At 42.5% G+C, this 12,427-nt stretch carries 9 protein-coding genes and 1 pseudogene; 1 reads left to right on the forward strand and 9 read right to left on the reverse strand.

Features of this window, described 5'->3' with window-relative positions; translation table 11 throughout:
* Window positions 1-204 precede the first annotated feature (204 nt).
* The 4 genes from P150_RS0112525 to thrA all read right to left on the reverse strand — a co-directional run bounded on the left by P150_RS0112525 (window position 205) and on the right by thrA (window position 5,159).
* The gene (locus tag P150_RS0112525) at window positions 205-1,260 is read right to left on the reverse strand and encodes a M48 family metallopeptidase (RefSeq protein ID WP_231477608.1); all 1,056 of its coding nucleotides are present in this window, start codon (window positions 1,258-1,260) and stop codon (window positions 205-207) included.
* 69 nt (window positions 1,261-1,329) lie between these two features.
* On the reverse strand, window positions 1,330-1,668 hold the full coding sequence (locus P150_RS0112530; protein WP_369793324.1) for a 2-amino-4-hydroxy-6-hydroxymethyldihydropteridine diphosphokinase: 339 nt from the start codon (window positions 1,666-1,668) through the stop codon (window positions 1,330-1,332).
* A gap of 667 nt (window positions 1,669-2,335) precedes the next feature.
* Window positions 2,336-2,605, reverse strand: a complete 270-nt coding sequence (locus P150_RS0112535) for an immunity 17 family protein (RefSeq protein WP_028897983.1) — start codon at window positions 2,603-2,605, stop codon at window positions 2,336-2,338.
* Window positions 2,606-2,723: 118 nt separating this feature from the next.
* Window positions 2,724-5,159: a bifunctional aspartate kinase/homoserine dehydrogenase I gene (thrA, locus tag P150_RS0112540; RefSeq protein ID WP_028897984.1), complete on the reverse strand. Its 2,436-nt coding sequence runs from the start codon at window positions 5,157-5,159 to the stop codon at window positions 2,724-2,726.
* 313 nt (window positions 5,160-5,472) lie between these two features.
* On the opposite strand from thrA, the gene P150_RS0112545 reads away from it, so the two are divergent.
* Entirely contained in the window at window positions 5,473-7,053 is a 1,581-nt protein-coding gene (locus P150_RS0112545; RefSeq protein ID WP_028897985.1) for an NAD(P)/FAD-dependent oxidoreductase, read from the forward strand.
* A gap of 194 nt (window positions 7,054-7,247) precedes the next feature.
* Here the strand turns inward: P150_RS0112545 and rpiB are convergent, their stop codons facing one another.
* The 5 genes and pseudogenes from rpiB to P150_RS0112570 all read right to left on the reverse strand — a co-directional run bounded on the left by rpiB (window position 7,248) and on the right by P150_RS0112570 (window position 12,376).
* Window positions 7,248-7,691: a ribose 5-phosphate isomerase B gene (gene rpiB / locus P150_RS0112550; protein WP_028897986.1), complete on the reverse strand. Its 444-nt coding sequence runs from the start codon at window positions 7,689-7,691 to the stop codon at window positions 7,248-7,250.
* 56 nt (window positions 7,692-7,747) lie between these two features.
* Window positions 7,748-9,766 carry a transketolase gene (locus P150_RS0112555; protein ID WP_028897987.1) on the reverse strand — a complete coding sequence of 673 codons (2,019 nt, stop codon included), beginning with the start codon at window positions 9,764-9,766 and terminating at the stop codon, window positions 7,748-7,750.
* A gap of 154 nt (window positions 9,767-9,920) precedes the next feature.
* Window positions 9,921-10,601 carry an NUDIX domain-containing protein gene (locus P150_RS0112560; protein ID WP_028897988.1) on the reverse strand — a complete coding sequence of 227 codons (681 nt, stop codon included), beginning with the start codon at window positions 10,599-10,601 and terminating at the stop codon, window positions 9,921-9,923.
* A 130-nt stretch (window positions 10,602-10,731) separates the two neighbouring features.
* Window positions 10,732-10,985: pseudogene (locus P150_RS17695) on the reverse strand (galactokinase); the annotation flags it as partial.
* Between the two features lie 77 nt (window positions 10,986-11,062).
* Complete coding sequence (locus tag P150_RS0112570) at window positions 11,063-12,376, reverse strand: MFS transporter (protein WP_028897989.1); 1,314 nt, start codon at window positions 12,374-12,376, stop codon at window positions 11,063-11,065.
* Window positions 12,377-12,427 lie beyond the last annotated feature (51 nt).

The raw sequence follows: 12,427 nt of genomic DNA on the forward strand, positions 1-12,427 counted from the left end.
TCAAATATCACTGCAAATATAACTATAAAAACAAACAGGTGCAACTAAAACTATTAGTTATTGTAAATTATTAACGATTAAAGACTAATTGCCAATTGTCTCGCTAATCAGTGAAACAGGCAGTTAGTCTTTAAATCACGGATAATCCTATCAGTTTTCACGGAAACCCACAATCAGGAAGAAAAGGGCAGGGAAAGCCCTCTGCTATTCTTCAATTTCCATCTTGTCTTTATACATTTCCTCCAGATTTATCGGCGCAACGGTCTTTTGTTTCTGCTTGTCCTTCTGTGGATGGTTGTCGATGGGTACGCCCGGTTTCTTATTTTTGTCTGAAACAGGTTGGCCGGATATGACAACTGTTTGAATCTTTGCAGAATCATTCTGCGCCATCGGCTTTGATTTCACGGCTGACGAATCCGAAACTCTGCTGCCGTGCAATGAGTCTGAAACGGCAACTGGAGGCAGATTCGGCGTGTTGATGATAATGGAGTCGAGCGAAATCTTACTCGTTATTCGGCGCAGACTATCTTCTTGCGCCTTGGCTAAGCGCAAACTGTCGGCACGCAGCTTGGCATCTATCTTTGCCTGACACCCTGCCCGCATTCGTTGCACCTGTGCCAGACGTGCCTCTACGTCGTCAATGTTTCTGTACTTACGGTAATAATCTTCCGAAAGCGCATAGAAGTCGCGCGCTTTCTCCCAATTTTCAGCAAACATATAGCAGAAACCGAGCCGATAATATATCTCGGCTTTCTCGCGGTCGTAGCATACTTGCAGCGCATTCTCGTAATGTGGAATCGCAGCCTTGTACTGTTTCAGATTGAAATGACTTTCGCCGGCTGCAAAAAAATAGACCGAACGCTCGTGGGGAGCCAGCATCGAGAGCTTTGGAATCACTTCGTCGAGATATTTCGCCGCCGCTTTATAGTCCCATTCGTGGTAATAGCACAAACCGATGTATGCCCTGAACCTGTCGTTCAGCTTATACTGCTTGTCCAAACGCTGAAAAATCAGCAATGCCTCCTGATACTTTGCCGATGTGAAATATTCAAGAGCCTTGTCCAATTGCACCGGATCCGGGTCTTTCGACTGAGCACGCAGAGAGAGGGAAAGGGAAAAGAACAACACAAGCAACAGTCCTCTGGCTATATTTTTGTTTAATAGAGTGGGAGAGAACGTGCGCATTTGCTGCTGGAACAACTGCAAAAAACGCTTTCTATTCCTTTGCACACCTATTATATATGATAGTTCATCACTCATAATTCTCTAATTTGCTTAAAAAACAATACACAATATATCTCTTGCTGAATACATTCACACCTCTTGTGATTATAGAGGAGTGAAAGGAACAGGTTTCTTGATGATTTCTTCGCCCAAACTCAGCAAGTCAATGTCAATCAGTACGATAGCCTTTTGGTGGTTTTCGTGCGAATCGCCCATCTTTCGTTCGATTTCCTTGAACATACGTTTCAATTCCTCTTTTGTAAGTTCGGTATCGAAAATGCCGAGGCAATTCAGAAACTTGTCTGAAACCACTCCGACAGGCTCGGTCCATTGCGCTTCGGTAAAAGATATTCCGTGCAGCAATCCTTGCAGTATTTCCTTTGCCTTGGCAATGTTTTCCACTTGATTAATGTTTGATCCTAAAGAAATGATAGCCTTCATCATACTGCAAATATAGAAAATTTCTTCCAATTATTGGTCAGTTACGATAAAAACCTAAATACTTTACGGGTAAATTTTTCGCTTGCTATCTCGTATCTCTGTGTTTGAGGTCAGCTCGAACTAAAAGATTTTGTGCATTGTTTTGTAAAAATTGAATACCCGAAAAACGTACCTCAAAGATTGTTGTTTTAGAAAAAATCAAGGATTGATTCTGTTGTTGGAATTGCATTTTGGGAGGATAGGATTTCATTTGTCCGAAGATAGCTTTGCATTCTTCGGACAAATGAATTGTGTTCTTGCTATAAACGTATCGTGTTTATCGTAAGAATGGGAGCAAAATATGTGAAGTATAATGAAGAAAATATATCAACAAGTCGGATATATTGTTCTAATCGTAACGCTTTAAAGAGTTTTGTAATGCACAAAACCATTGATAAGTTTGTAAAATGCTTATAATAAACCTATTATCATTGCACGCTCATAACTCGCATATTTGAAAAATAAAAATCATTTGCCGAAAATAATCGAATTTTGAAAGGCGTTTTGTAAATATTATTCATATCTCTAATGAATATATTTTGCAAAACTGTTTGATGATTTTTGCAAAAACTAAGGACTATTAGATTTGTATTAGTCTTAATTGCTTTTAAAACTTATTTTTATCGCCACCTTAACTATAATGGCAATAAAGATAGATTAATGTGAGAAGTAAAAGAACGGCTATGAATCCTTTGCCTATCCGGACGGCCTTTCTGCCGAATATGTCGATAAACATTTGCGTGGGGTCGCTGCTTCTACTGGGCAGAAGCGTCCATTTCCAATCAAAAATCAGTCCTATGATATAGAGGACAACCAGAAATATGGCAACAAGGAGTCCATATTGTGGGTGTTCTTGAAGATAGGAGAATAGTTTTCCGAAGAAGTCATTCAGTTGTTCCATAGTCTTTGAAGGGTTAAGGAGGAGCGTTCATTTGCTCTTTAAAGAAAAATAAACGCTCCTGTCTTTCAGTATTATCAATATTTTAGTCTGTCTCTTGATTCAAATATCAGGAACGAAATCAGATATTGGCAATGCTCATAATGTTTGAGAAGACGCCGGCGGCAGTTACAGATGCGCCTGCGCCATAGCCTTGAATGAGCATAGGATATTCCTTGTAACGCTCGGTTGTTAAGAGTATGATATTGTTTGAGCCTGCGAGATTATAAAAAGGATGCGAGGCGGCTACTTCCTGTAAAGCCACTTTGGTGTTGCCGTGCTCCATTGTAGCCACGAATCTCCATCTTTTATTGTCTTTTGCAAGCATCTGGCGTTTCTTTTCAAACTCTTCGTCAAGTTCAGGGAGTTTCAGCCAGAACTCATCCACACTTCCTTCAAAAAATTCGTTGGGCACGAATAGTTGCTTCTCTACGTCTTCCTGTTCTACGCAGTAGCCTGCTTCGCGGGCCAAGATAACCAGTTTTCGGATAACATCTTTACCGCTAAGGTCGATACGTGGGTCTGGTTCGCTGTATCCTTGTTCTTTGGCGTGCTTCACAGTTTGGGAGAATGGCACTCCGGCATCAACTTCATTGAATATGAAATTGAGTGTTCCAGACAATACGGCCTCGATTTTCTGGATACGGTCGCCTGAAATTCTAAGATCGTTGATAGTGCCGATGATGGGAAGACCTGCACCTACATTTGTTTCAAACAGGAATTTAACGCCACGCTGTAAGGCAGTGGATTTCAGATTTTTGTAATTAGCGAACTTGCTTGAGGCTGCAATCTTGTTTGCCGTAACCACGGAGATGTTGTGTTCGAGGAAACTGTGATAGAGTTCGGCTACATTCTCGGCTGCCGTGCAATCCACGAATACGGCATTGAAGATGTTCATTGACAGGATTTTGTCTCTGAGGATTTCCGGAGTGGAGGGTTCGCTCTTTTCCAGTTCTTCGTGGAAGTTCTCCAAATCAAGCCCGTCTCTGTTGAAAATGGCGTGCTTTGACGATGCAATACCCACGACATTGAGCTTGAGGTTAGACCGTTCTTTCAGTTCTTCGTATTGATTCTTAATCTGTTCGATGAGTTTTCCTCCAACTGTTCCTACGCCACAGATGAACAGGTTGAGGACCTTATATTCCGAGAGGAAGAATGAATCGTGGAGCACATTCAGTGCCTTGCGCAATGACTGACCTTCAACAACGAAGGAAATGTTTGTTTCGGCAGCACCTTGCGCACAAGCTATGACGCTGATACCTGAACGGCCGAGCGTGCCGAACAGTTTGCCGGCAACACCCGGTGCGTGTTTCATATTCTCGCCAACGATAGCCACGGTGGCCAATCCACTTTCAGCAATCATCGGGAACATACGTCCATCTTCTATTTCAAGCTTGAACTCTTCGTTCAGCACACGAACGGCTTTTGCGGCATCTTCATCTTTCACACCGATGGATGTATTGTTTTCGGATGAAGCCTGAGAAACGAGGAACACACTGATGCCGTTGTCTGCCAATGAAGTGAATATGCGCCTGTTCACGCCCACTACACCCACCATTGAAAGACCGGTTACGGTTATCAATGTGGTGTCCTTGATGGAAGAAATTCCCTTGATGGGCTTCTGGTCGTTCGCTATCTTGTTCTTGATAACCGTTCCTTCATTGTCAGGATTAAAGGTATTCTTTACTCTTACTGGAATATCCTTCACGCAGACAGGGTAAATGGTTGGTGGATAAATGACCTTTGCACCAAAATTGCAAAGTTCCATAGCTTCCGTATACGAAAGTTCGTTAATCGTATATGCACTTTTGATGACGTGGGGATCGGCTGTCATAAATCCGTCCACGTCTGTCCATATCTCCAATACCTCAGCATTGAGAGCAGCGGCAAGGATAGAGGCTGTGTAATCACTTCCTCCACGCCCCAAGTTGGTAATGTCGCCCGATTCTCTGTCTTTGGCTATGAATCCCGGAACAAGCGAAATGCGGGGAAGTTCCTTGAAAGTTTCAACAACGAGCTGGTTGGTAAGCTCTGAATCCAGACTGCGTTTGCCCTGAATTTCTTCTGTCTTGATAAACTCGCGTGAGTCAAACCATTTTGCACCTCTTATTAGCGTTGCAACGATGTTTGAACTAAGGCGTTCGCCATAGCTGACGATTGTGTCTTGAGTTTTCTTGCTTAAATCGTGAATCAGGAAAACACCATAATATATTGATTGTAATTGTTCGAATAAGGAATCAACAATGCTGAACAATTTTTCTCTGTCGTCTCTGTCGGTAATGATGGTGTCAATGAGCTTATGATGGCGTTCCATCATCTTTTCATATTCTGTTTTCCATTCTTCATTACCGTTTAAGGCCAATTGTGAGGTGGCAATCAATTGATCCGTAATTCCACCCAAAGCGCTCACAACAACAATAATGGACTGTTTCTTCGCCTCCTTCTCTACAATGCTTTTTAGACTTAAAATACTCTCTACGGAACCTACGGACGTTCCGCCAAATTTCATTACCTTCATTCTATATAATTATTTGTTATTATCCCATTTCCCCCATAACAATTGGGGTGAAACAAAACTTGGTTGCAAAAATACTAAGAAATATCGCAAGTGTCAACGGAATGTGAATATATTTGAGTAAATTTGTAGCAAAAGAATAATTAAAAAAAGGATTACAAAGAAGGGTATGGAAATTTGAAATGACAGGCTTTCGTTTACGGTTAAATAATAGCTGTGCAAGGCTGTTTTGTGTTAAATGGAAACCTTGTTTTGGCTTGGAGAATAATGCTCTGCCTGCTCTTGTTTGTCAGTCTCTTGACACTTATAATTAACTATGATACAGGAATATCAGATTCGGGTAGTGCCACAGGTGGCAGTGAATGAAGAAAATATAAAGGAATACCTCGCAGAGGAAAAAGGCATTGATGCAAGAACTATTAATTGTGTGCGCACCTTGAAGCGTTCAATCGACGCCAGACATCGCGATATCTATGTAAATCTGAAAGTACGTGTGTATATTAATGAACTTCCACAGGATGATGCTTTCGTAAAAACTGAATATCCTGATGTTAGTTCTGCGCCACGGGTTATTGTTGTAGGTGCAGGGCCGGGAGGTCTTTTTGCGGCTTTGAAACTTGTGGAATTGGGACTTCGCCCGATTGTTCTGGAACGTGGTAAAGATGTAAGGGAGCGCAAGAAGGACTTGGCGATGATTACTCATACGCAGAAAGTTGATTCGGAATCGAATTACTGCTTCGGCGAGGGTGGGGCAGGTGCATATTCAGATGGTAAACTTTATACCCGGAGCAAGAAACGTGGTTCGGTAGATAAGATATTGAACGTATTCTGTCAGCACGGCGCATCAACGAGCATTCTTGCCGATGCGCATCCTCATATTGGTACGGACAAGCTCCCTCGGGTAATTGAGAATATGCGTAACACTATTCGTTCGTGTGGAGGAGAAGTGCATTTCCGCACCAAAATGATTTCCCTTATTCTTGATGGAGATAGAGTTGTCGGAGTTAATGCCTTGTCTACGTTTGAAAGTAACGAACCGATACAGAAAACTTTCAATGGTCCTGTCATTTTGGCAACTGGTCATTCAGCTCGTGATGTGTATCGTCATTTCGCCGATGCACAAATAGAAATGGAGGCAAAAGGTATTGCCGTCGGCGTTCGGTTGGAGCATCCCTCTGAATTGATAGACCAAATACAGTATCACAATAAGAACGGACGGGGTAAATATCTTCCGGCTGCTGAATATTCATTTGTAACACAGGCAGAAGGGCGTGGTGTTTATTCATTCTGTATGTGTCCCGGTGGTTTTGTTATTCCGTCAGCTACTGGTCCTGAACAGATTGTTACGAATGGAATGAGTCCTGCTAACCGAGGAACAAAATGGTCTAATTCGGGAATGGTCGTTCAGATTAATCCGGAAGATATTGAGGGAGATGACTTGTTGCGTATGATGGCATTCCAAGAAAGTTTGGAACGTGATACTTGGCAGCAGGGAAATATGAAACAGACGGCTCCCGCTCAGCGTATGGCAGACTTCGTAAACAAACGCTTGTCTTACGATTTGCCTGCCTCCAGCTATGCGCCCGGCCTAATCTCGAGTCCGCTTCATTTCTGGATGCCAGAGTTCATCACTTCTCGTCTGCAACAGGCCTTCAAGACTTTTGGGAAACAGGCCCACGGTTTTCTTACTAACGAAGCTGTGATGATTGGCACGGAGACCCGCACAAGCTCTCCTGTTCGCATTCTCCGCAATCGCGAAACCTTTATGCACGTTCGCCTTCAAGGCCTTTTCCCTTGTGGCGAAGGCGCAGGGTATGCTGGGGGAATTGTAAGCGCAGGCATTGATGGAGAAAAATGCGCAGAAATGGCATCTGAATATATCTCAATTTGTAATTGAGCAAAAGCTACTGTGTAGCTTCAAAATCTCAGTATCTTTTATCGGAATTACGTAGTATCTTTTTCGTCATAATCCACAGATTTGAGAAAATCTTATGAACGAATGTTTCGATGCAACAGAATGAAATCAATGAGCCGTATAATACAAAAGGGATACACAAATGTGTATCCCCTTTTGTTCATTTTTAAGAGAATTTATTCCTCTCCGTCTATTTTCTTTACACGGCGTTCGTGGCGTCCACCTTCAAAACTTGCTTTGAAGAACTCATCCATAATCTTTTCTGCTGCCTTGTTGTCAACAAAACGACCGGGAAGAACGAGTACATTGGCATCGTTGTGCTGTCTTGTGAGTTGGGCAATGTCTTTGTTCCAAGCCAATCCAGCTCTGACACCCTTGTGCTTGTTGAGTGTAATCGCCATACCCTGTCCACTTCCACAAATAGCGATAGCTGGATAAACCTCACCACTTACGACAGCTTCTGCCAATGGATGAGCGTAGTCAGGATAATCACAACTAAGGTCGCTGTTACAACCAAAATCCTTATAAGAGATGTTATGTTCTTCAAGATACTGAATAACAAATTGCTTCAATGGGAAGCCTGCGTGATCGCAAGCAACACCTACTGTTTTAATTTCCATAAGCGTTTAGGTATTAATGAGTCCCTGACCATACACGGTCAAGGACTCAGGTTAAACTATCGTACTAAAAAATCTTTTACTTGCTTGTATACATTCTCTGCTGTGAAGCCGAGTTTTTCATCGAGTACCTTGTATGGTGCAGAGAAACCGAAGCTGTTGAAGCCATATACCATACCATTTGCTCCAACAAGTCCTTGGAGTGTGATAGGAAGACCGGCTGTCAAACCGAAAATCTTTGCATCCTTTGGAAGTACTTCTTCTTGGTATTCTTTTGATTGACGGCGAAACAAACCTTCAGATGGAGCACTTACAACCCTCACTTTAATATTGTCTGCCTTCAAAAGCTCTGCACCTGCAACGCAGGTAGACACTTCGGAACCACTTGCTACAAGAATCACATCGTATTCTGTTTCAGAACCTGCAACAATGTATGCCCCCTTTCTTGCATTTTCATATTCATTGTCCTGTGGGAGATTTTGTATATTCTGGCGAGAGAGAATCAATGCAGTTGGAGTTTCCATATTTTCCATTGCCATCTTCCAGCAAACTGTTGTCTCTTCTGCATCAGCAGGGCGGAATACACGTACAGAATCCTGTCCGGAATGGTTCTGGAGTTTTTCCATCAGGCGAATCTGAGCTTCCTGTTCAACAGGTTCGTGAGTTGGTCCGTCTTCTCCAACACGGAAAGCGTCGTGGCTCCAGATGAACTTGACAGGAGTCTTCATCAATGCTGCCATACGGACAGCAGGTTTCATATAGTCTGAGAATACGAAGAAAGTGCCCATTGCTGTGATTACTCCTCCGTGAAGCATCATACCGATACACATACAAGCCATAGTAAGCTCACTTACTCCTGCTTGGAAGAATGCGCCGGAGAAATCTCCATTAACGATGCTCTTTGTCTTATTGAGGAAGCCGTCTGTCTTGTCAGAGTTTGAAAGGTCGGCAGATGAACAAATCATATTAGGAACTTGCTCTGCGAGGATACCAAGGCAAGCAGCACTTGCACCACGTGTAGCAATATCTACCTTTTGAGTTAGACCAGACCAATCAATCTTAGGTGCTTCTTTGCTGAACCATTCTTTGAGCTGTTGAGCCTTTTCCAGATTAGCCTTTGCCCATTCTGCTTCAGCTTCGTGACGCTTAGCCACAATCTGTTCAAGTTCTTTCTTGCGTTTAGCGTAGAGTTCTTCCACTTCAGGGAATACTACGAATGGATATTCGGGATTACCACCGAGGTTCTTGATAGTGTTATTATAAGCATCGCCACCGAGTGGAGCACCGTGTGTCTTAATGCAATGTTCGTAGCTTGTGCCGTCTTCCTTCAATGCTCCCTTGCCCATTACTGTATTTCCAATGATGAGGGTAGGGCGATTCTTTTCTGTTAGGGCTGCATCCAAAGCTTTTCGGATATCGTCTGCATCGTTTCCATCACAAGTAAGGACATTCCAACCCCAAGCCTTGTACTTAGCTTCAGTATCTTCGTTCATCACGACACCACATTCTGTTGAAAGTTGAATATCGTTAGAATCGTAGAACATAATAAGGTTGTTCAAGCCAAGATTGCCTGCGATGCGTCCTACACCCTGAGAAATTTCTTCTTGAATGCCACCATCAGAAATATAGGCATAAATCTTGTGTTGCATAACCTCGTGTCCGAGTCTTGCCTCTAAGAACTTTTCAGCTACTGCGGCACCAGCGGCAAACGTATGTCCCTGCCCGAGTGGTCCGGAAGTATTTTCAATACCTCTAACAACATCACGTTCTGGATGACCGGGAGTAGGGGATTCCCACTGACGGAATTGCTTTAACTCATCGATTGTGAATTTGCCTTGCAATGCCAAAGCCGAATAAAGCATTGGCGACATGTGACCAGGGTCGAGATAGAAACGGTCTCTGCCTGTCCATTCTGGTTGATTTGGATCGTATACTAAATATTCAGAGAAAAGCACGTTAATAAAATCCGCACCACCCATAGCTCCACCAGGATGACCTGATTTGGCCTTTTCAACCATTGAGGCTGCCAGGATTCGAATATTATCCGCTGCGCGATTCATTAGCTTTTTGTCGTTCATATATATTCTTTAGGTTAAATTATTATTTTACAATTGCAAATATAATAATAAAATAGGAGAAGGCAAAAAATAAATGATAAATTATTTTTATTTTTTGTCTTCTCCCTATCTATATTATATTAAATGTGTAAAAACCAGTTTATCTTCGTGATATTTATTTTAAATTAAATTTAGGAGCCTCTCTGTATGCTTTCAGGTTGAAGCGATAGAGTGCAGCACCTCTTTTGCTCGTAAGCTTATCAATCAGTTCTGTCTTTTCGATATAGTCTATCTGTTTGATTCGTTTTCTGAAGTTACGTTTGTCGATATCCTCTCCAAGCACCGCCTCGTGAACGTGCTGAAGTTGCGTGAGCGTAAACAAATCGGGAAGCAATTTGAAACTTAGAGGTTTGACAGAGATTTGTTCTCTTAATTGATTCAATGCCTTCTGAACCATTTCAATATGGTCGCCGTACAATGGTGGAAGACGGTCGAGTTCAGCCCACATCAGTCCGTATCTGTCCATCAGTGAGGCATCATAATCTCCTACATTGATAAGCGCACAATAGGCAACAGATATTACTCGGTCTCCCGGATCACGGTCAATCTTTCCGAATGCTCCAACTTGTTGCATATATATGTTGTCTATACCTGTGCATTCGTATAAAACTCTATTAGCAGCATCTTTCAGGTTTTCGTCTGCTCTCACAAATCCACCATATAAAGACCATTCTCCAACTCCCGGCTCACCCTTTCGCTTGCCGATGAGAAGTTTTAGTTTGTTGTCTTGAAAGCCGAATATGATACAATCGACAGAAACCAAGAGTTTCTCTGCTCCTTGATAAAATTTATTCATTTGCTATCTGAGGTTTTTAATTATGGCGTAAATTTACAATTATTTTCTATAATACAGATATATAAGTTATTTACAGATAATATCCGTAGGAAAAAGTTTCTACGGATATTTATGAATATTAGATTCTTATTTAGCAAACATTATGTGTGCCTCGACTGATAACGACCAGATAGATTTCAGATGCGTATCCACATTAAGTCAGAATTTTCTCAACAACACCTTCGTGAATTGATTGTAAACTTCATCTTTTAAAAGATTAATGGTGCATCCATCAAAGCCATCACCCATAATGCGTGAGCCGGCAATACCATTTTCCTTAATCAAATCGTTGAGGAAATGAAGTTCCTCGCAGCTTACTCTGTATTCCTTGCTCAAGCCATTGTGGATTTATAAAGTAAATTGCTTTTGGCTGATAAATTCAGTATGGACAAATCCATCTTTGTCCATACTGAATGTGTTTTTTATTCAACAGGAATATCCTTATTGACATTCTTGCTTCCTGCAACTGCGTAGAAGCACATATATGCAATACAAACGAATGGTACGATGTATGAAATGAGGTAGCCTGCCTGATCAGCAACGAAATTCTGGAACAACGGGATGATGCCACCACCTACTACCATCATCATAAAGATGCCCGAAGCCGACGCGGTGTACTTGCCGAGTCCTTCCGTTGCAAGATTGAAGATACTTGCCCACATAATACTTGTGCAAAGACCACAAAGAACAAGCAGAAGGGCACAAACCGGAACAATCTGCATCTCGAAACTGGAGCCGGTAAATACTGGCATTGAAACCGTTGTTTCCTTTCCGAGAACCATTGCAAGTGCGATAAGAACCATTGCAATAGAGGTTGTGCACGTCATCAGGGCCTTGCTGGAAATCTTATCGGCAATGAAGCCGCCAATGAATCGTCCCACAAGCATCAAGAACCAGTAAGTAGCAGCAACAGAACCTGCGATAGCCGTAGCAGTCTTTGCATCCAAGCCGCCACCCTTGCCGGTTACGTCTGAAAGGTAATAAATCAAAGTGCCGGGGATTCCGACTTCAACGCCTACATATACGAAAATGGCAATGACGCCTAACTTGAAATGGCGGAAAGTCCAAGGGGAATGCTCGTAAACAGTATCAGCACCGGTCTTACCCATTTCCGGGTCCTGAATAGGAATGAAACTCAAAATAATAAATGCAAGTGCGAATACACCCATAGCAATGTATAGCACCGGGTTTACCGATACCATAGACGTGTTTTTTGTAACTTCGCCGATAAGCGCACCTACAAAGAGAGGAGTAAGCGTACCAGACAAGGAATTCAATGTGCCGCCCACAAGGTTCAACTGATTGCCACGGTTGCCGCCACCACCAAGAAGGTTCAGCATAGGATTAACCACGGTGTTCAGCATACATACGCAGAAGCCTGAGATGAATGCACCGAGAAGATAGATAACGAAACCCGTAATCTTGGCATCGGTGAAGAAACCCGAACAGAACTGTGTGAGTACGCCGATAAAGCCTATTCCAATACCGATGAGGGCAGTTTTCTTGTAGCCCACCTTTGACAGCATTTTGCCGGCAGGAATACCCATAAAGAGATAGGCGAGGAAGTTCATCATATTACCAAGCATACCCACTGTGTTTGCATTGTCACCTTCAAAGGCACTCTTCCAGATAACTCCGATAGGAGCGGCAAGGTTCGTTACGAACGAAATCATTGCATAGAGGAACATCATTGTGATGATGGCAATGATGCTTCCATTTTGTTTAGTGTTACTCATTATTTAAATCTTATTTTCTTGTTATTACTTTTCTGATAACTCTCACGAAGT

Source organism: Prevotella sp. HUN102, assembly GCF_000688375.1.
Lineage (GTDB): Bacteria > Bacteroidota > Bacteroidia > Bacteroidales > Bacteroidaceae > Prevotella.